Genomic DNA, 20,159 nt, shown 5'->3' on the forward strand with positions numbered 1-20,159 from the left:
TCAATGAGGCAGAGTGGGCGCTACGTGCGCGGTCGCAGGCGCGGCGCGAAATTCCACGTTCAGCAGTCGTTCGTAGACCTTGATCATGGCGCCCTTGTCGTCGCTGCCATGGCCCTGCAGCAAAGCCGTCTGGTAGATCGCTGTGGCAGCCGAGAGCAGCGGCAGCGGAATGCCCAGATCCGCGCTGAGGCGTGCTGCACTGGTGAGATCCTTGTAGGCGTGATCGAGCGGGTAGGCGCTGTCGAAGCGGCCGGCGAGGATGTGTGGCAGAAAATAGCTGGACGCATGGCTACGCCCGGTGCCGTTGTTGACCACGGCGCTGACCTTCTCGGCATCCAGGCCAAGCTTGACCGCCATGGGCAGAATTTCCGCCAGCGCCGCGCAATTGATGTCGTAGAGCAATTGGTTGATCAGCTTGGTCAGTTGCCCGCTACCCGCTACGCCCATGTGCATGATGGTCGTGGCCATGCTCTGCAGGTACGGCTGCACATCCGCGAACAAAGCCTCGCTGCCGCCGCACATGATTGTCAGGCTGCCGTCGGCCGCCCGTGACGGCATGCCGGATACCGGCGCATCCATGAAGTGGATGCCACGCGTCGCCAGCTCGCTTTCGATCGCCAGGGTTTGCTGGTAATCGACGGTGCTGGTGTCGACGACGATGCTTCCCGGGCGCATCCACTGTACAAGGCCGTCTGCCGCGAACAGCAGTTCCCTGATCACTGTTGCATTGGGTAGGGACAGAAAGACCAGATCGCATTGCGCCAGGCGCCGCCGATCATCGGTGGCTTGTGCGCCCAGGTCGATCAACTCGGGGTAGGCGCGGCCACTGGCGGAACTGACCAGCAGGCCGGGGTGATCGTGGAGCAGGTTGATGGCCATCGGCCGACCCATCTGTCCGAGACCGATAAAGGCGATAGGCATGGCGGGAGCTCCTGACCGATGGACTGGCGGCCATGCTAGGAGGGTCGGGTCATCATGAGAAATATATTGTTATGATGCTTTGCATCACAAATTGTTATGGGTCTGTGCCGTGAACCTGAGAGCGTTGAAGTGCTGTGTGGAAATTGCCAGGCTGGGCAGCTTCACCAGAGCGGCCGAGGCGATGCATATCGCCCAGCCAGCACTGAGCATGGCCGTGACCCGCCTCGAAGAAGAGCTGGGTGTGGTGCTCTTCAACCGCGCCGCGCGGCAGATCACCGTTACCGCCGAAGGCCAGGTGTTTCTGGAACGTGTCGCCAAGGCGCTGCTGGAGCTGGATATGGCGCGCCAGGAGCTGGGTGACATGGCCGACCTGCAGCGCGGCGAGATACGCCTCGGCGTGCCACCCATGTTCGGCATCCATTACATGCCGGAGCTGCTCAGCGCCTTTCGTCAGGCGTATCCGGGCATCGTCATGAGCGTGTTCGAAGGCAGTGCCGACGAAATCGGTCGGCTGCTCGAGGCGCGGCAGATCGACCTCGCCCTGCTCGAATCACGGCGGGTGAGCAGCGCCTGGGAATCGGTGCTGCTCGGCACTGACGAAATGGTGCTGTGCATGAACGAACAGCATCCCCTCGCCGGTGAGGCACGACTGCCGGCAGGGCGTCTGCAGGATGTGGATATGGTGGTGTTCGACCAGAGCTTTCTGCAGCGCCACCTGCTCGATGCATTTTGCGCTGAGGGTGGAGTGACCTACCGCATCGCCCTGCAAAGCAACTTCGTGTCCCTGGTGACCCGGGCGACCTTCGATGGACTGGGCATTTCCACCCTGTTGCGCTCGGTGCAGCAGGGCGAGCCCGGTATCGTCGGTGTGCCCTTCGAACCAGCGCTGAGCATGAGTTTCAGGTTGTGCTGGCGAGCCAACGAATACCTGTCGCTGGCCAACCGACGCTTCGTCGAGTTCGCCCAGCATGCAGGCTTTTTCGGGCGTGCGGCAGGTTGAGCGGATTGCCGATAGGTCGCGCCGTTGCGCCTGCCCGGGAAACCGCTTGCAGGAGTGGCAAAAAGTAGCGAGACAGGATTCAATGGCGCTTCGCTTGGCTCCCATTTCCCTGCCTGCTCGGTTCCTATCGTGATATCTGATGACGCCGAAGCGCTTCGGCAGCGGCTGCAAGCACTCGAAGACGAAAACGCCCAACTGAAAGCCAGGCTGGCTGCATCCGAAGGCCAGAGCTGGGCTGTCGATCGCGAGATCCGGTTTCAGAAGATCTTCGAGCAGGCGCCTGCGGCGATGGCCGTGCTGCGCGGCGAGCAACTGTCCTTCGAACACATCAATCCAGCTTATCAGCGCGTGCTGGGCCTGGGCGATGTGACGGGAAAATCGGCACGTGAAGTGCTGGCCGGGCGCATCGAGCGACGCTTTATCGACCTGATGGAAGAGGCCTACCGACGCGGTCGCCCGGTGCGGGCACGTAATTTCCAGATGCCCGGTAAAGACGGCTATCAACTGGATTTTCTCTACCTGCCACAGTTCGATGCCCATGGGCAGGTCGACGGCATCTTCGTCCAGGAAATCGACATCGCCGAGCAGCGCCGGGTCGAGAACGCGTTCGCTCAGGAGCGCGAGCGCTACGAATTTCTGTTCAGCACCATGGACGAAGGCTTCTGCGTCATCGAGTTCTTCGACGGCCCCCATGGCCCGCTCAGCGACTACATCCACATCGAGGCCAACCCGGCCTATGCCGAACACGCGGGTATCCGCAACGTGGTCGGCCAGAAGCTGCGCGAGATGGTCGGTGAGGAAGCCGACAGCTGGGTGGCGCGCTATGGCCACGTGCTGTACACCGGCGAGTCGATTCGCTTCGAGCAGGAGCTGGTCGCTACCGGCCGTCACCTTGAAGTCAGCGCCTTTCGTGTCGGCCCGGCCAGTCGCAAGCAGGTAGCGGTGCTGTTCCAGGACATCACCCAACGCAAGAACGCCGAGGCCTCGCTGCGTCAGCTCAACGAAACCCTGGAGCTGCGCGTGCGCGATGCCAACGAGGCGCGCCGGGTGCTGGCCGGGGTGGTGGATAGCTCCGATGCACTGATCTTCATCATGGGCTTCGACTACCGCTGGATCGCCATCAACGGCTCGGGCATGCGCGAGTTCGAGCAGGTCTTCGGCGTGTGCCCGCAGATCGGCGACAGTATGAAGGACAACCTCGCCGATCAACCCGAGAACTTGGCTGCCGTGCTCGCGCCCTGGGAGCGTGCACTGGCCGGTGAAGAATTCGATGTGGTGGTGCCTTTCGAGGCCGCAGAGGGTACCCGCCATTACGAAATGCATTTCAGCCGCCTGAACGATACCGACGGCCGCCAGATCGGCGCCTACCAGTTCGTCTACGACATCACCGATCGCCTGCGTGAGCAAGAGCGCCTGAGCGTGGTGGAAGATGCACTGCGTCAGTCGCAGAAGATGGAAGCGTTCGGCCAGTTGACTGGCGGCATCGCCCACGACTTCAACAACCTGCTGACCAGTATCAGTGGCTCCCTGGAGCTGTTGCAGATGCGCCTTAGCCAGGGCCGCCTGAGCGATGTCGATCGCTACGTCAGCGCCGCGCAGAGTGCCGCACGGCGCGCCTCGGCGCTGACCCATCGGCTGCTGGCCTTCTCGCGTCGGCAAACCCTCGACCCCAAACCGACCAACGTCAATCGTCTGGTGGTTGGCATGGAGGAGCTGATACGGCGCAGCGTGGGGCCGCACATCACCACCGAAGTGGCGCTGGCTGCCGGCCTGTGGTCGAGCTTCATCGACGGCCCGCAGCTGGAAAACGCGCTGCTCAATCTATGCCTGAATGCCCGTGATGCCATGCCCAACGGCGGTCGCCTGACCATCGAAACCGGCAACAAGTGGATCGACGAGTACGCCTCCCGCGGGCGCAACGTGCCGCCTGGCCAGTACCTGTCGCTGTGCGTCACCGACACCGGTACCGGCATGAGCGAGGAGGTGATCGAACGCGCCTTCGAGCCGTTCTTCACCACCAAGCCGATGGGCGAGGGCACCGGCCTCGGGCTGTCGATGGTGTACGGTTTCGTGCGCCAGTCCGGCGGGCAGGTGTGCATCTATTCCGAAGTCGGCCAGGGCACCACCATGTGCCTGTACCTGCCGCGTTACTACGACAGCGACGAAGAAGAGACCGAGCCGACAAGCCAGTCGAGCAGCCCGCGCACCGACTCGCGGGAAACCATCATGGTGGTCGATGACGAGCCGGCCATCCGTATGCTGGTCATCGAGGTGCTCGAGGAGCTGGGGTACACAACGCTCGAAGCCGGGGACGGGGCAGCGGGGCTGAAGATCCTGCAATCGGATGTGCGCATCGACCTTTTGGTGACGGATGTCGGCCTGCCCGGTGGCATGAACGGCCGGCAATTGGCTGACCTGGCGCGCGTCGAGCGGCCGGCGCTCAAGGTGCTGTTCATCACCGGCTATGCAGAGAACTCGGTGATCGGCAACGGCCATTTGGCCCCCGGCATGCGCCTGCTGACCAAGCCCTTCACCATGGAGGCAGTGGCCAACCGCATCCACGAGATGATCGCGAGCGACAGGTTGGTCTGAGGCTACCTGCACGTTCCTTCCATAGGTATATTGGCCGATAACCAGATATCTATACGTTTTACCTATGGAAGGGCAATGATCAACTTTCGCCTGATCAGGCACCTCTGGCTGTTCCAGGCGGTCGCCGAGGAGCAGAGCTTCAGCCGTGCCGCCAAGCGCCTGGGCATGTCCCAGCCGCCGTTGACCGAGCAGATCCAGACGCTCGAACACGCACTGAAGGTCAAGCTGTTCGAGCGCTCGCGCCGGGGTGTCACGCTGACGCCGGCGGGTGCGGCCATTCTGCCGGCCGTGCGCAAATTCGCCGATCAGCTCGAACGCCTCGAACTGGCGGTGCTCGAAGCGGTGTCCGGCCAGGCTGGGGTGCTGACCATCGGCGCCATCACCGCGGCGATGACCGACGTGCTGCCGCCATTGATCGAGCGCTTCAAGCTCGACCATCCACAGATCACCGTGGCCGTCAGGGAAATCGACAGCGCCGAAGCCATTACCGCCCTCGAAGCCGGTGATATCGATCTGGCCTTCGCGCGCTTGGAGGGCAACCTGGGCGCCACTATCAGTTGTCTGCCGCTGACCGAAGAACGCCTAGCAGTTGCCGTACCTCGCGATCACCCGCTTGCCGCACGACAGCGGCTGAGCTTCGCCAGCCTGGCGGATGAGCCGCTGGTGATGTCTTCCCGGCAGGTAAGCCCGAGCTACTTCGATCACCTGATCGGTGCCTGCAAGGCCAATGGCCTCAACCCTCGGGTGTTGCACGAGGTGCGTTCGGTGGCTTCGCAGATCGCCTTCGTCAGTTGTGGTCAGGGGCTGGCGCTGGTTCCCGCATCGACCCGCAAGCTGGTGCCCGACAACGTGGTCTTGAAGCCGCTGACGCCCAAGCTCAGCGTGGTCACCACCGCGGTGGTGTGGAGTACGGTGCGCAGAAACCCGCTGGTGGACGCCTTGCTGGAGCAAATCCAGCCATAGGTTGCGGCTATGACTGGCTTACCAGTTTCGGAATTTACAGATGGCTGACGCCGCGACACAGTGGCGCCTGCGTCCATCAGCGGAGTTCTGTCTTGTCCACGTTCCAGCCCTTTACCCAGGCCCGGGTGCCCTTGAGCATCGACGGCGTCGACCTGGGTGTTGCTGCTCTTTACCGCAGCGGTGAAAAAGCGCCCATCGTCTTTCTGCACGGCTTCGGTTCCACCAAGGAGGACTACGCCGACATCCTGCTTCAGCCGCGTTTCGATGGGCATGCGGTGCTCGCCTACGATGCACCGGGCTGCGGTGAAAGTACCTGTTCGTATCTGTCGCGACTGTCGATTCCGTCGCTGGTGCAGACCGCTGTGGCGATGCTCGAACATTTCGCTATCGAGCGCTTTCATCTGGTCGGCCATTCCATGGGCGGGCTGACGGGGTTGATGCTGGCGCATCGGTATCCGCAGCGCGTGCTGAGCTTCGTCGATATCGAGGGCAATATCGCACCGGAGGACTGCTTTCTCAGCCGGCAGATTCACGATTACCCGCAGGAGGATGCCGAGGGTTTCTTCACCGACTTCATCGAGCGCACCCGCCGTGCCCCTGCCTACGCCAGCGCGCTGTATGCCGCCAGCCTGCGCCACAAGGTGCGGGCCGGGGCGGTGCGGGGGATCTTCGAGTCGATGGTCGAGCTGTCTGATCAGGGGAAACTGATGGATAAATTCCTCGGCTTGCCGCTGCCGAAAATGTTCATGTACGGCGACCAGAACGCCTCGTTGTCGTACCTGGCGCATATCCAGCGCCATGGCGTGGTGCTGGCGCAGATTCCCGATTGCGGGCACTTCCCGATGTACTCCAACCCGCAGGTGATGTGGGCGCGTATCGCCCATCTGCAGGGCCTCGCCGCCGATTGAGTGACTGATGAACCCACTGTACAGCCTCTATTCCCGCAGCCTGGCCAACGGCAGCCTGTTCGCCGTGCTGGCAGCGGCTGGCTTCAGCCTCAAGGCGATCTTCGTGAAACTGTCCTACGCGGCGGGCAATGTCGATGCGCTCAGCCTGCTGGCCATGCGCATGGGCCTGGCACTGCCGCTGTTTCTGTTGCTCGGCTGGTTGAGCCGCCGGGAAGGGCGCAGCGCGCTCACGGTGCAGGATGCACTGCGGGTGCTGTGGCTGGGGCTAGTCGGCTATTACTTGTCGAGCCTGTTCGACTTCTATGGCCTGGAGTACATCAGTGCCGGACTCGAACGACTGATTCTCTTCACCTACCCGACCCTCGTTCTGCTGTTCCAGATGATCGCCCTGCGCGAGCGGCCGACCCGCCGTACGCTGCTGGCATCGGCCATTTGCTATGCGGGGTTGGGCGTTGCGTTCGTGCATGACATCGGTACGGTTGGCTTCAGCGTGGAGGTCATCAAGGGCGTAGCCTGGGTGTTCGCCAGTGCCGTGACCTATGCGCTGTATTATCTGGGCGCCGGCCTGATGGTCGGCCGCCTGGGTTCCATGCGCCTCGCCGCGCTGGCTGGCAGCACCTCGGCGGTGATGGTGTTGGTGCATTTCAGCATCAGTGCCGACGCGTCCTCGTTGGCCGAGCTGCCGTTGGCGATCTGGGGCTATGCGGCGCTGATGGCGTTGCTATCGACGGTATTGCCGATCTACTGGATGGCACTGGCCATTCAACGCCTCGGCGCGACCCAGACAGCAGCGATTGGCAATCTGGGGCCGTTGCTGACGGTGCTGGTGTCGTGGGCAGTGTTGAGCGAGGCGATTTCGCTGTACCAACTGGCGGGGCTGGCGCTGGTGCTGTTTGGTGTGTCCCAGCTCAAGTCGTCTCAGGCAGGCAGGTGATCGCCGCAGGCTGTCACGCCTATTGCTGGTAGCTCTCGGCAAAATACAGTTCGAGCAGCTTGCGCGAGGGCTTCTTGACGTCCTTGCCCAGGTCGACCGAGGAGAACCAGCGGCAGTCAGCGATCTCGTTCTGCGGTCTGGCGTCCAGGGCTTCTGGCACCGTCACGCGGAAAACATGATGCGGGCGGCTGTCGAACTCGTGCAGGGCGAGGAACTCCAGCGCCTGGCTATCCAGCCCGGTTTCTTCGAACAGTTCGCGAAGCGCTGCTTGCGCCGGGTATTCGTTGGCTTCGATCTTGCCGCCCGGCAGTGTCCATTTCGCTTCTGCCTTACGCACCAGCAGAACCTTGCCGTGCTGGTGGCAGATGACGGTAGCGCGATGTTTGGCGGATTTGATCATGGGTATTCCAGACTTCGTGTGCAGTGTTCATACAGGGCGCCGAAACGCTAAAAAGTTCGGACTGTTTCTGCAGCCTACTCTTTAATTGCGCTCGTGTGATAACCGCATGGCAGACGCTTGCGACGATGATTTCAGAAATATCGTCACGTGCACGTCGAATGCATCACGCTTGTCATCTGTCGGTATCGGATTTCGTGCGCAGCAAGTGATATCCATCCTGCACCGACAGGTACGTGCGGGTCAGACCCGGAAGCGCGACACCATCGAATTGAGCTCAACGGCCAGGCGCGACAGTTCCTGACTGGAGGCGCTGGTTTGGTTGGCCCCTGCTGCGCTCTGCATGGACAGATCACGGATGTTCACCAGGTTGCGATCCACTTCCCGGGCGACCTGGGCTTGCTCTTCGGCGGCACTGGCGATGATCAGGTTGCGTTCGTTGATCTGGGTGATCGATGCGGTGATCTGTTCCAGCGCGGCGCCGGCATTACCGGCGGACTGCAGGGTGTGCTGCGCCTGCTCGGCGCTGGTCAGCAGGGCCTCGACGGTGCTGCGGGTGCCGGTCTGGATATTCTCGATCATCACCTCGATCTCCTGGGTGGAGTTCTGGGTGCGCTGTGCCAGTGAACGCACTTCGTCGGCAACCACCGCGAAACCGCGCCCAGCCTCACCCGCACGGGCCGCTTCGATGGCCGCGTTGAGTGCCAGCAGGTTGGTTTGCCCGGCAATGCCACGGATCACATCCAGCACCTTGCTGATGTCCTGGGTCTGGCTGGCCAGGCCAGCGGCCTGAGTGGACGCTTGGGTGACCTGATCGGCCAGGGTGCGGATCGAGTTGATCGTCTCGTTGACCTGGCTCTGTCCCTGGCGACCCTGAGCGTCGCTGGCTTCGGAGGCGGCAGCGGTGCTCACCGCGTTTCTCGCCACTTCTTCGACCGCTGCGGTCATTTCGTTGACGGCGGTAGCGGCTTGGTCGATCTCGGTGCTCTGCTGATGCAGGCCGCGGTTGGCGTCTTCGGTGACCGCATGCAGCTCCTCGGACGCCGAGGCCAGTTGGTCGGAAGAGTTGGCGATCTGCTGGATGGTGCCGCGCAGGCTGTTCTGCATGCTGTTCAGCGCGCCGAGCAGCAGTGCCGGCTCATCCTGGCCGCTGACGTGAATGTCCTTTGTCAGATCACCACTGGCCACGCGTTCGGCAACGATCACCGCTTCGCTCAGCGGAGTAACGATGCTGCGGGTGAGCACGATGGCGGCGCCGATCATGACCACCAGAATCACACCCAAGGCCACGAACAGCACCACGAAGGCTTCTTCTGCTGTCGCGCTACTGATCTCGGCAGCTTCGAACGCGCCATCGGCGTTGAATTTGATCAGGTCGCCCAGTGCGCTGGTCATCGCTTTGGCGTACTCGACCAGCGGGCCGTTCGCCAGGCGATCAGCCTCGCTGATCTTGCCCGCTTCCACTGCACTGACGATCTGCTGCTGCAGGCCTTCATAGGTGTTATAGGCGCTGATCAGGTGATCATAGAGTTCGCGATCCTGCGCCGAGACAATGGTGCGTTCATAGGTGGCGAATTGCTGCGGCAGCGCTTGCTGGATGCCGCGGATGGTGGCGGCGCTACGCTGCTGTTGCACCACGTCATCAACCAGCACACTTCGCAGTGTCGCCGCGCGTGCGTCGCCGATATGTGCACCGATCTCGTTGAGGGCGATCACGGCTGGCAGCCAGGTGCCCTGAACCTCGTCCGTTGCCGCATCCATTCGGTCGGTTTGATAGAGGTTGATGAGGCCCATGGTGACAATCAGTGCGGCCAACAGGGTGAAGATGAGCCCGGCCCGCTTTCCAATCTTGAGATTCCTCAACTGCATAACTCCTTGATGTGGCAGTTTCGTTGCTGATCAGCCATGCGCCCGGCTAACTCCAATGGAGCGCGGGTGCTGGCGGTATGAGAATTGGAAGGTCACCGCGGGCAAGCCGGGAGGCAGGCGTCGGTATGACGCTGCAGGCTCCGGTAAATGGCCATTGCGCAGGGTGATGGCATATTGACGTCAATATTTTCTTTCGGGTCACTGGAAAGCCGAAAAGAAGGCTCAAGAATGGGCTTCTTGGCCGTTTTCGAGAGATGAGTCGTAGTGGCTTGAGGGCCATTGCGGAGTAACGAACAGATCGGGAGGCTATGTTTTTCGAGGGGCTATCGCCGAAGGGGCTCATGCCCTTTGGCTGGCCGCGACTGGCGCGACAGCCAGAATCGTGGGCGTTACTGGAAGGGCAGTTGCCTTCCCAGGGCAAAGCGGCCAGGACCGCTGATCGCCAACGTGGTGAAGATAATCGCCAGCAGCCAAGCGAACTGCCCCTCGGCCAGACTCCATTCGGGATGCACCAACACCAGAGAAACCAGCAGTACTGCCAGGATCGGCAAGCTGGCGAGGCGCGTGAACGGCCCGAGGATGATCAGCAGCGGGCACACCACTTCGGCGAACAGCGCCAGGCTCAGAGTAACGACCGGGCCCAGACCCAGCGGATCTTCGATCAAATCGAGTTCTGTCTGAATGTTCAGCAGCTTCGGTAAACCGTGTACTGCCAGCAAAAGCAGGCTGCCAGCGACACGCAGAAAGAGCAGCGCCCAGTCGCTGCGCTTATGTACCAGGGTAGGGTGCATGGCAAACCTCCAGTGAAAAGAGGCGCCACTTTGAGCCGGGCCGGGGGCGGCGTCTTGTATGGATGTGCGCTTCTTGACCCGTTGGCTTTGTTTCGGTTGGCAAGTTGCCGGGGGAGGTATCGATGCTTTTTAATGAGCTGCTTTTTAAGGCTGCGTATGCATTGTTTTCCATAAACAACGATATCCAACAGGATATGTTGTTTATGGAAAACGGCAGGCTTTCAGAGCTTCATGGTTTGATTGAGGCCATGAAGCCAAAATAGATAGAGGCGGCTTACATAGCGCGCGTTTCGAGGGGTGTCAGAACTTCCAGGATTTCCAGGGCGTCTTTATTTTCGAAACAAGGGGTGCCGGTGATGGTGAGCGATTCCATTGTTAGTGGATTGGTGAGCTCGATTGTCATCAGGTAGGGTGTTTCAATCGATTTCTGTTCAGTCATCGGGTTGATTAAGTTGTAGAGTGCGTAAATTGCGTCCAAGCAGAGTGTCTTGATCATTTTTGTTTATTCTTCGGTTGCGGTAGCTGTAAGGGGTGTTCAGGTTAAAATGACCTGGGTATAAAAGTGCCGTGGTAAATCGGTTGCTGGGTTGGCGATACGGTCACTGATAACCCTGGTTAGCCAAACCTGCCAGCAGGCTTCATGTCGGCTTTGGTCGAGCAAGCGCCAAAGGCTAGGCCCGCATGTGGTGGGCCTTTACCGCCCTCAATTAGGACGAGCGCTTACCGCCGCCGCCATGGCTGTTCTGCCCACCCTTACGGCCTGCTTCTGCCGCCTTTACACGATCATTGGCAAAGTTGCCGCCACTTTGCTGGCCACCTTTGCGGCCGGCTTCCGATGCTTTTGCGCGATCATTCGCGAAGTTGCCAGGGTTGCTATTGGTCATTGTTATCTCCTCATGCGTGGGTTGAGAGGACTGGCCTCATGAGTACTAAGCAACTTTCAAGCGCTTCGTTCTAGCTAAATATTTCACTATAAGACAGGCGGTCGATGTGCCAGGAAGTGGCGACACTTTGCAGGTAAATAAAGCGTTACAGGTGATCGTGCAAAAAGCCGGAGCAGGTGCTGTTCTCCTTGCAAAGTGCATGAGTAGTTTTTCGAGGCATGTTGTTTTTATTGGGAAAGTTTCTGGCATTGCTGATGCACTAACCTAGTTGCCTGAAATATACCAAGTGTCCTAAGCATTTTTTGCCGCTTCGTTATCAAACCGACAAAAAAATAGCGCCGGCTTATTTGCGCAGAACAAAAGCCATTTAATCGAGAGGTGAACGTTGATGATGTCCATTTTGGAACAACGGCAGATCGTTGAATCTGCTTTTTTGCCTTTGGATTGCCGATGCAGCATTGAGGCTGGCGACACCGTGTCGATCCAGATCCGTGCGCCTGACGATGAGCGGGTGCTGTTGAATGCGGCGGGTATTGATCGCTCGGAGCTGTCCAGCTCGCGAAGCATTTCGCAATTGGTGCTACGTCTGCGGCGTGAGCTCGAGTCCGCCAATGCGGCTGACAAGCCAACGGTTGGAAGCGATCCGCTTCCAGGTGTGGGCGCTCGTTATCAGCCCTGAAAGGTCAGGTCAGACGGCTGAGTTGTCTGCACGCGTGCTTCAGTCAGCGAAACTTGCCGTTATCAATCCGCCGCCTTGCTGCGTTTCTCGTTCTGGTTAAGCAGGTAACTGCGCCGGATACGCTCGACCTCACCGCTGCGGATCAGCGTCTGCAAGGCCGCGTTCAATCCAGGCAATTGATTCGCATGTTGGCGCTGCAGCTTGATGACCAGTGGCGCGTCGCTGAGTTTTGCCCCGCGTACGAAGCGCTTGTGTTCGAGATGGCGAGCGGTGAGCAGTTCGGCGAACACGTCGTCCACCACTACGATGGCGTCGACCCGGCCAAGCATCAGCAAATCCAGCAAGGCAGGCTCTCGTGACGTTTCCACCTTCACCAGCCGCTTGTCTTTCAGGGGCGCTTCCAGGCTCTGGTAGGCATACCCGCGCACAATGCCAATGCGCAGCCCTTGCAGCTTTTCAAGTGGCAACAGGCGTGCCGGGTGGTCGCTCAGAAAGTACAGGTACTCACGAATCTGCAAATACGGCTGCGAATACACGAAGCGTTCGCCGGCATCCGCCGTGTTCCATAGCGGTGAGTCGGCGTAATTGAGATCCAGGCGGCCTTCATCAAGAAGCCGGTTGAGGCGGTTGGCCGGGTAGAAAACGAAATTCACCTCGTGGCCGTTCTGCGCCATGACCTTGCGCACAATGTCGACAGCGATGCCCTTGGCCTGTCCGTCATCATCCTGATAACTGTAGGGATACCACTGCGCGCCGCCGCCTAACAGGGGTTGCGCCAGGCTCGCGCTACACCACAGCACCATCGGCAAAACGCAGCTATAGAGCACGCTGCAAAGCCTCATAGGAACCTCATGAACATCCGTGTTGAGAAGGGCGCGAGTTTAAACCAGCGCCATGCTGGATTACTGCCGACTGACACCCGATAAGGTAGTAATGACAGCACGTCGCCCGTCATGTGTGAACCAAGTAACCGATGGATTACTGATGCGTATCGTTCCTAACCGCCCAACGGTCGCTTACTTAATCGCAACTCTATACGAGTTGTGATGTCATTTCGTTATCATCTGTCGTGCTGTTTGTGTAAACGAACCACGGCCACGTTTTAAGCAGCAAGCGAGAAAAGAACGATGCTGGCACCCAACCCACCCCTTCCCTTGAATGAGTTGAGCCGGCAGGCACTGCTCGATAAGCATCCGTGCCTCCTCGAACAGAACACTGATCCCTTTCTCGACGAAGTGGTGAAGATGGCCGCGATGTACTTCAAGGCGCCCATCTCGCTGATCACCATCCTCGACCGCAAGCGCCAGTGGTTCCGCGCTCGAGTAGGCACCGAGCTGCAGGAAACGCCGCGCACTGATTCCTTCTGTGCCTACAGCGTGGCGATCGGCGAGAGCGTGGAAGTGTGCGACGCCACGCGGGACGAGCGGTTTCGCTACAACCCGCTGGTCACCGGCGACCCTGGTATTCGCTATTACGCGGGTGTGCCTCTGGCCCTCGATAACGGCCTTATTCTCGGCAACCTGTGTGTGATCGATACCCAGCCACGGCCGCCGATGTCGGCGGACGACATGGCCATGCTGCAGCAGATGGGCCGCCTGGCGATGAGCCGCCTCAATGAGATGCGGGCGGCAGCCTACACCGATGGCGCGACGGGTTTGTTCAATCACGCCAAACTCGATGAAGACATCAGCGATGCGCTGAGCAGGGGTGAAAGCTCGCTTGCCGTGGCCATCGAGCTGGTTTCGCCAGCACAGCTCAATGACATGCTCAAATCCCTTGGCTTTGGTTTTCTCACCGACTTCACCCTGGCGGTAAGAGACACCCTGCGTACATTGCTGCCGCCCGGCTGGGAACTCTACAAGATCAGCGCGCTGCGCTTCGCCTGCAGCGTACCTGCTAGCCAGCATGAGCAGGCCGAGGCCGTGTTTGCGCAACTGATCGAAGCATTCAGCAAGCCGATTCACTGCCAGGGGCTACCGGTATTGCCGCAGATCGGCGTGGGTGTGCTGCGCATGAGCGCCGATGAGCAGCCTGCTGACTGGATGCGCCTGATCGTCTGTGCGGCGGACGAAGCGCGCACCTCGGGCTGCGGCTGGGCCTATTACGATCAGCAGATGGATGCCGCGCAGCAACGTAGCACCCGCCTGCTCAACGACCTGGCTGATGCAGTGCGCGCTGACGATCAACTGCGCCTGGTGTTCCAGCCGCGTGTTGACCTGCACAGCGGTGCCTGCCTGTCCGTCGAGGCGTTATTGCGCTGGTCGCATCCGACGCTGGGCGAGATCGGCCCTGCCGAATTCATTCCCCTTGCCGAGAAAACCGCGTTGATCCACGCCGTCAGTTTCTGGGTCATCAACCAGGCGATTAGCCAGATCATCAGCTGGCGTCAGAGTGGCCTCGACCTCAAGGTGGCGATCAACGTTTCCGCTGCGGATCTCAACAACGATCACCTTGCCGACGAAATCATCCGCCTCCTGGCTCGCCATGAGCTGCATGGCTCCTGCCTGGAAGTGGAATTCACCGAGAGCGCGCTGGTCGGTGATTTCTCGGTGGTGATCTCGCAGCTCGAACGTCTCAAGGCGATTGGTGTGGAGATCGCCATCGACGATTTCGGCAGCGGCTACAGCAACTGGTCGTACCTGCGCGACATTCCAGCCGACACGGTAAAACTCGACCGTTCGTTCATGGATGATCTACGCCCTGGGCAGAAGGACTGGAACATCGTTCGCGCGCTGATCAGCCTGGCCACCGAACTGGGCCAGCGCGTAGTCGCCGAAGGTATTGAAACCGAGCAGACCTTGCAGGTTCTGCGTGAGTGGGGGTGTCAGGAAGCTCAGGGCTACTTCATCTCACGGCCGCTGGAGGCGCCTGCATTGATCGCCTGGCTGGATGTGAAGGCGGGCAGGGCGGGAGAGGCGGCCGCTAACGACATCGAGTGTCTGGTCTAGGTCGCCACAGCACAGCGTCTCGCTTCGCTGCCATCGCCGCTATAGGCAAAGATAGTTGCGCGCCTGGCTAGCGCGGGATGGGGGAGCTGATAGCATCGACCGGGCGTCCCACTACGAGCGTCTGCCCATGGCCTTGCACCTCTGGTTCACCTTCTTTCTGGCCTATCTGGCCACCACGCTGACGCCTGGGCCGAACGTGCTGCTGGTGGTGCGCAATGCGCTGCGCCACGGGCCGGCTGCCATGGGCGCGACCCTGGTTGGCAACCTGGCTGCCCAGCTGCTGGTCGTCACTGGGGTTGCACTCGGTGTTGGCGCACTGCTGGTCGCCATGCCCACGGCGTTTCTGGCCCTGAAAATCCTCGGTGCCGGTTACCTGATCTACCTGGGTATGCGCCAACTGTTCAGCCGCAAGATGGCCGTTAGTGCGCCCGTGGCGGTGGTGCCAGGCAGCCCGCTGGCGAAATGGCGTATAGCTGGCGAGGCGTTTCTGGTCTCGGTCAGCAATCCCAAGGCGATGATTTTTCTGTGTGCCTTTCTGCCGCAGTTTCTGCAGCCGGATCGCTCCGTGCCGATGCAATTCATCATCATGTACCTGACCATCGCCGCAGTGGTGATCAGCGTGCACTCGTTCTACTGCTATACCGCCTTTCGCTTCAGCAAACGGCTCAGCGCTGCGTATTGGGTTGTGCTCATCAAGCGCCTGAGCGGCGCGCTGTTTATCGGCCTGGGCCTTCGCTTGCTCACGGCCCGGGCGGTGTAGTCCGCCGACTTTTGCCGGAGGCTGGATAGCAAAACGCCGACCTGGGCAGGTCGGCGTTTTTTAGGCAGGCGCTGTGGTGCTGTCAGCGCATGGCTTGCAGTGCCTAGTCCTTCAGCGCTTTGCCCTCGGACTCTCGATAGGTTTCTGCGCAGGTGGTGCGGTCGCTGCCGTCCCAGCATTCGATGTTCTTCAGATCCGGCATGTCGTCACGGTGGAACACCGGCTCCACGCCCTGGCGACGCTGCGCGTTGTAATGGCTGAGCAGGCGCGCGGCGATGCCGGCCAGCGGCACGATGGCGACCAGGTTGGTCAGCGCCAGCAGCGGCATGAACACATCGGCCATCGCCCAGACCACCGACACCTTGGCCACCGAGCCGATCAGCACGAAGGCCATCACCAGCACGCGGAACAAGTTCAGGAACAGCTTGCTGCCGAACATGTACTGGATGTTCGACTCGCCGTAGTAGTAATTGCCGATCACCGACGTGAAGGCAAACAGCAGAATGGCGAAGGTCAGGTAATGAATCGCCCAACTGCCGAGCTGCTCGGCTAGCGCCCACTGAGTCAGGCTGGCGCCTACAGCAGCATCGCCGTAAGCGTGACCAGGGTCGGCGAGGAGGATGATCATCGCTGTCATGGTGCAGATGACCAAGGTGTCGAAGTACACGCCCAGGGTCTGTACCAGGCCCTGTTTGACCGGATGCGAGACCGATGCGGTGGCGCTGGCATTGGGTACCGAGCCCATGCCCGCTTCGTTGGAGAACAGGCCGCGGCGCACACCCATCATGATTGCTGCACCGATACCACCGCCGGCGACTTCGCGCCAGCCGAAGGCGTGGGCGACGATATCGGCGAATACTGCCGGCACCTGACCGATATTCAGCACGATCACCACCAGGCCGATACCCAGGTACATCAGCGCCATCACCGGTACTACGGTGACCGACACCTTGGAGATGGTCTGCACGCCGCCAAAAATGATCAGGCCAGTCATGATCGTCAGCGCGATACCGACACCCCAGGCCAGCGTCTGGCTGCCGCCTTCGCCGCCGAACGACGTCTGCATGGCATCAACGATCGAGTTTGCCTGAACCGAGTTGAACACCAGGCCATAGGTGATGCTGATCATCACCGCGAACACCACTGCCAGCCAGCGCCAGCCCAGGGCACGCTGGATGTAGTAGGCAGGGCCGCCGTGGTAGCGGTACTGCTTGTCGGACTTGTACAGCTGCCCCAGCGTCGACTCCACGAACGAGGTCGCGCCACCTACCAGTGCCACCATCCACATCCAGAACACCGCACCCGGCCCACCGAGGGCAATCGCCGTGGCCACCCCGGCGATATTGCCGGTACCGACCCGCGACGCGGCTGAAATGGTGAAGGCCTTGAAGGAGGAAATCGCCTCCTTGTCGCCATGGTTGCGCTCGAGGATGACCCGAAACATCTCGGGGATCATCCGCAGCTGCACGCCACGACACACGTAGGTCAGATAGACGCCGCTAAGCAGCAGCATGGGAATGGCAAGGTAAGTCCAGAGCAGGCCGGAGAAGGCATCGAGCAACGCAGACACAGGCGTCTTCCTTTGGTCGTCTTATTCGAAGGGGCGCGAGGATAGGGCAATACGCCCAAATTCCCAAACCCGACGCCGCTGACGGCAGGCCGATAAGCCCATTTCCCTTACCCGCAGCGGTAGTGCTTAGGGCAGGGAAGGGCGGGATGGTTCAGGTAAACGAAGCGGCGAGGGAGGGTACAGTCGCTGGCGAGTGTGCTTTCGATGATGTGGGGGTGGACAAGCTTCGCGTTGTCCACCCTACAAAAACGGGCAAAACGTTCTATGAATGGCGTCGAGCTATTGAGCAATCAACACTTTGTCGAGCAGCTCGTAGCCGGATCTGTCGGCGTAGCCACGGCTGCGGTAGAACCTGCGCGCAGACTCGTTATCCCGTGACAGTTGCAGCGCGATTTTGGTGTAGCCCCGGCGTGTGAATTCGGCCTCGGCGGCGGCCAGCAGTTCTACGCCAACTCCGCTGCCACGCTGAGATGACAGCACGAAGAACTCGTCGATCTCTGCGGTTAGCCCCAGGTATTCGAGGCTGAATACCTGAACGGCCAGCAGATAACCCACCGCGGCACCGTCCACCACCGCAATCCAGCCGGCCCCCAGTTCCGGGGTCGAGAGTAGGCGAGTGAGCTGGGTGGTGACGCCCGATTGATTGAAGCCGGTAATGCCCTCGAAGTCCCAATAGCTGGCTACCAGAGGAAGCAGGGCTGGCACGTCGTTTGGCGTCGCTTGCTGTATGCGCGTCATGTTCGGGATCCGCCTGCTGAATGTGGCACGTGGGGCCTCAGGCGAAATGCGGCATGACAGGTTGTCACTTGCGCTTTATTCGCCCACGGTCTGGATATCGGCAGGATGATAGCTTCGTATGGACGTAGTGCGCACTCTGCCGGGTAGGTTGGTTGGATCGTGACGAGTTTTACCTCGTGCAGTCGATGGCTCCCAACTTACCCGCAGATCCAGGCTCAGGGAATCAGCTTGGCTTCGCGCAGGTGCTCGAATACGGCGAAGAAGGCTTCGTCGCTGGCCTGATAGTCGAGGAAGCCCAGCTTGCGGCTTTTCGACATGTCGGTGACCACTTCGATGGGCCGGCCAAGGTCGGCATCGGTGTGCCATGGGGAGATGAGGCGGGTGATGTCGGCTTCGGCCAGATCGTGTTTGGCAACCAGCTTCAGCCAGGTTGCGGCATCGTCAGCCATCTGTTCTTCCAGTAGTGCTGGCTGCCCTTCGAAAGCGGCGGCTTCGATGCCGAACCACTCGGCGATGCGCTGCCACATCCAGCTCCAGCGGAACACGTCACCGTTGACGATGTTGAAGGCCTGGTTGGCGGCTGCCGGCGTTGTCGAAGCCCAGTGCAGTTGCTTGGCCAACTGGCGGGCGTCGGTCATGTCGGTCAGGCTGTTCCACTGCACGGCCGAGCCAGGGAAGCGGAACGGGCGGCCGGTTTCGCGGCATACCGAGGCGTAGACGGCGAGGGTGGTCGCCATGTTCATGGCGTTGCCGACTGCCGCACCGGTGATGGTGTGCGGGCGGTGTACGCTCCAGGTGAAGCCATCGCGCTTGGCGGCGGCGAACACTTCGTCTTCCTGGGCGTAGTAGAAGTTTTCCACGTCCAGGCGGCCCTGTTCCTCGCGGAACGGCGTCTGTGGCAGGCTGCCCTTGCCGTAGGCTTCGAATGGGCCAAGGTAGTGCTTGAGCCCGGTGACCAGCGCGACATGCTTGACGCTGCCGGCAGCGCGCAAGGCGTCGAGCACGTTGCGGATCATCGCTGAGTTGATGCGGATGTTCTCCGCTTCGGTGGCCTGGCGCGCCCAGGTGGTCAGGTAGACGTGGCTGGGCTTGAGCCCCTCGAGGGCGCTTACCAGCGAGGCTGGGTCGAGCAGGTCGGCGGCCAGCGGGGTGATGTTCTCGGTGGCCTTGGGGTTACGGGCCAGGCCGGTGACCTGCCAACCTTGATCGGCCAGCAGGCGGGAGGTGGCGCTGCCAACGATGCCGCTAGCGCCAACAACCAGTGCGTGATGTGTCATTAGAGATTCCTTCGCAGATAGAGCATTGGCACCATAGCGATGCTGAAGACTCAAACCAAGACGGCACCAAAAGGTAACCACCCCGATGCAAACCGGATCTCCCGAAGAACAATGGCGCGAGGACTGTGCGCCGCGCCGTGTGCTGGAACTGTTTTCCACCAAGTGGACGAGCATGATCCTGCATACCTTGCACGCTCGCCACGGCGGTAACGCCCGTGCGGGTGTGCTGCACCGCAGCCTGCCGGGCATCTCTAAGAAAATGCTGGTGCAGACCCTGCGCGAGCTGGAAGCCAGCGGGCTGGTGAATCGGCAGGTGTACGACAGCGTGCCACCGGCTGTCGATTACTCGCTCACCGAGCTGGGCCAGCGGCTGGTCGAGCCCATCGAACTGATCTACGACTGGGCCCGTGACAATGCTCCGGCCCTCGATGCGCTGCAGCCCAGACAGTCATCGCGCAGGCGTTGAGCGGATTGTTGCTCTTTCACCGTCCACACTGCTGCGTGCCAATGATGCGTTTGCCGCGGGAACCCGTGCCTCAGAGCGGCCTGCCAAACGATCAGACGCCGCCGCTCGACGGGTGTTAATAATCAGGCATGAATTAATCTCGATTGGAAACTGTATGGTGCTCGCTAAATTTATTTCTCCGAAATCACTAGATTAGCTGTGTGAAGAGCGCTTTACCCCATTCCATTCGAGTGCTTTTAGCTGAATTTTTTCCTACTGGGCTTCGTGTGCTTTAGAAACCACTTGTGTGTTTCAACTAGCCCGAACCCGAATAATGCCAATAAAAAAGCCATGAAAAAATAAATATTACGATCAAGAACGGAAAGCGACGGAAATGAACTTGAGTGGTAGACCTTTATTGATGGTCGGGAATAGCCGTTGATGGGTTTTAGCGTTGAAGCTCCGCCGGAAAAGCGGATGCTG

The 20,159-nt window shown here is 60.5% G+C and carries 18 protein-coding genes and 1 pseudogene; 9 read left to right on the plus strand and 10 right to left on the minus strand.

The window, feature by feature from the left end:
• Positions 1-921, minus strand: a complete 921-nt coding sequence (locus K5Q02_RS13325; RefSeq protein ID WP_225831227.1) for an NAD(P)-dependent oxidoreductase — start codon at positions 919-921, stop codon at positions 1-3.
• Positions 922-1,030: 109 nt separating this feature from the next.
• On the opposite strand from K5Q02_RS13325, the gene K5Q02_RS13330 reads away from it, so the two are divergent.
• From K5Q02_RS13330 to K5Q02_RS13350, 5 genes are all read left to right on the plus strand, one after another.
• On the plus strand, positions 1,031-1,921 hold the full coding sequence (locus K5Q02_RS13330; RefSeq protein WP_225831228.1) for a LysR family transcriptional regulator: 891 nt from the start codon (positions 1,031-1,033) through the stop codon (positions 1,919-1,921).
• Positions 1,922-2,050: 129 nt separating this feature from the next.
• A complete protein-coding gene (locus K5Q02_RS13335; protein WP_225831230.1) occupies positions 2,051-4,513 on the plus strand; it encodes a PAS domain-containing protein in 2,463 nt (820 codons plus the stop codon).
• 75 nt (positions 4,514-4,588) lie between these two features.
• A complete protein-coding gene (locus K5Q02_RS13340) occupies positions 4,589-5,476 on the plus strand; it encodes a LysR family transcriptional regulator (protein ID WP_225831232.1) in 888 nt (295 codons plus the stop codon).
• Between the two features lie 92 nt (positions 5,477-5,568).
• Positions 5,569-6,384 carry an alpha/beta fold hydrolase gene (locus tag K5Q02_RS13345; protein ID WP_225831234.1) on the plus strand — a complete coding sequence of 272 codons (816 nt, stop codon included), beginning with the start codon at positions 5,569-5,571 and terminating at the stop codon, positions 6,382-6,384.
• Positions 6,385-6,391: 7 nt separating this feature from the next.
• Positions 6,392-7,318 carry a DMT family transporter gene (locus tag K5Q02_RS13350; RefSeq protein WP_225831235.1) on the plus strand — a complete coding sequence of 309 codons (927 nt, stop codon included), beginning with the start codon at positions 6,392-6,394 and terminating at the stop codon, positions 7,316-7,318.
• 19 nt (positions 7,319-7,337) lie between these two features.
• Here K5Q02_RS13350 and K5Q02_RS13355 read toward each other — a convergent pair whose 3' ends face one another.
• The 5 genes and pseudogenes from K5Q02_RS13355 to K5Q02_RS13375 form a co-directional block, all read right to left on the minus strand.
• Positions 7,338-7,718 carry an NUDIX hydrolase gene (locus K5Q02_RS13355; protein ID WP_225831237.1) on the minus strand — a complete coding sequence of 127 codons (381 nt, stop codon included), beginning with the start codon at positions 7,716-7,718 and terminating at the stop codon, positions 7,338-7,340.
• A 240-nt stretch (positions 7,719-7,958) separates the two neighbouring features.
• Positions 7,959-9,584 carry a methyl-accepting chemotaxis protein gene (locus K5Q02_RS13360; RefSeq protein ID WP_225831239.1) on the minus strand — a complete coding sequence of 542 codons (1,626 nt, stop codon included), beginning with the start codon at positions 9,582-9,584 and terminating at the stop codon, positions 7,959-7,961.
• 389 nt (positions 9,585-9,973) lie between these two features.
• The gene (locus tag K5Q02_RS13365; protein ID WP_225831241.1) at positions 9,974-10,375 is read right to left on the minus strand and encodes a DoxX family protein; all 402 of its coding nucleotides are present in this window, start codon (positions 10,373-10,375) and stop codon (positions 9,974-9,976) included.
• Between the two features lie 274 nt (positions 10,376-10,649).
• A complete protein-coding gene (locus K5Q02_RS13370) occupies positions 10,650-10,871 on the minus strand; it encodes a hypothetical protein (protein ID WP_225831243.1) in 222 nt (73 codons plus the stop codon).
• A gap of 211 nt (positions 10,872-11,082) precedes the next feature.
• Positions 11,083-11,241 (minus strand): annotated as a pseudogene (locus tag K5Q02_RS13375) (general stress protein); the annotation flags it as partial.
• Between the two features lie 406 nt (positions 11,242-11,647).
• Here K5Q02_RS13375 and K5Q02_RS13380 point away from each other — a divergent pair.
• Positions 11,648-11,938, plus strand: coding sequence for a DUF1652 domain-containing protein (locus K5Q02_RS13380; RefSeq protein WP_225831245.1), 291 nt, complete (start codon positions 11,648-11,650; stop codon positions 11,936-11,938).
• 62 nt (positions 11,939-12,000) lie between these two features.
• On the opposite strand, the gene K5Q02_RS13385 is transcribed toward K5Q02_RS13380, so the two are convergent.
• Positions 12,001-12,780: a substrate-binding periplasmic protein gene (locus K5Q02_RS13385; protein ID WP_225831247.1), complete on the minus strand. Its 780-nt coding sequence runs from the start codon at positions 12,778-12,780 to the stop codon at positions 12,001-12,003.
• Positions 12,781-13,065: 285 nt separating this feature from the next.
• Here K5Q02_RS13385 and K5Q02_RS13390 point away from each other — a divergent pair, with 285 nt between their 5' ends.
• Together K5Q02_RS13390 and K5Q02_RS13395 are read left to right on the plus strand one after the other, a co-directional pair.
• Positions 13,066-14,886, plus strand: a complete 1,821-nt coding sequence (locus tag K5Q02_RS13390) for a sensor domain-containing phosphodiesterase (protein ID WP_225831249.1) — start codon at positions 13,066-13,068, stop codon at positions 14,884-14,886.
• A 127-nt stretch (positions 14,887-15,013) separates the two neighbouring features.
• Positions 15,014-15,646, plus strand: coding sequence for a LysE family translocator (locus K5Q02_RS13395; RefSeq protein WP_225831251.1), 633 nt, complete (start codon positions 15,014-15,016; stop codon positions 15,644-15,646).
• A gap of 103 nt (positions 15,647-15,749) precedes the next feature.
• On the opposite strand, the gene K5Q02_RS13400 is transcribed toward K5Q02_RS13395, so the two are convergent.
• From K5Q02_RS13400 to K5Q02_RS13410, 3 genes are all read right to left on the minus strand, one after another.
• Positions 15,750-17,216: an alanine/glycine:cation symporter family protein gene (locus K5Q02_RS13400; protein ID WP_225831252.1), complete on the minus strand. Its 1,467-nt coding sequence runs from the start codon at positions 17,214-17,216 to the stop codon at positions 15,750-15,752.
• A gap of 279 nt (positions 17,217-17,495) precedes the next feature.
• Positions 17,496-17,954 carry a GNAT family N-acetyltransferase gene (locus tag K5Q02_RS13405; protein ID WP_225831254.1) on the minus strand — a complete coding sequence of 153 codons (459 nt, stop codon included), beginning with the start codon at positions 17,952-17,954 and terminating at the stop codon, positions 17,496-17,498.
• A 215-nt stretch (positions 17,955-18,169) separates the two neighbouring features.
• Positions 18,170-19,231 (minus strand): SDR family oxidoreductase, encoded by a 1,062-nt coding sequence (locus K5Q02_RS13410; protein WP_225831256.1) that lies wholly within the window; start codon positions 19,229-19,231, stop codon positions 18,170-18,172.
• An 85-nt stretch (positions 19,232-19,316) separates the two neighbouring features.
• On the opposite strand from K5Q02_RS13410, the gene K5Q02_RS13415 reads away from it, so the two are divergent.
• The gene (locus K5Q02_RS13415; protein WP_225831258.1) at positions 19,317-19,697 is read left to right on the plus strand and encodes a winged helix-turn-helix transcriptional regulator; all 381 of its coding nucleotides are present in this window, start codon (positions 19,317-19,319) and stop codon (positions 19,695-19,697) included.
• Positions 19,698-20,159: the final 462 nt, after the last annotated feature.

The sequence above is a fragment of the Pseudomonas sp. MM211 genome (assembly GCF_020386635.1).
Lineage (GTDB): Bacteria > Pseudomonadota > Gammaproteobacteria > Pseudomonadales > Pseudomonadaceae > Aquipseudomonas.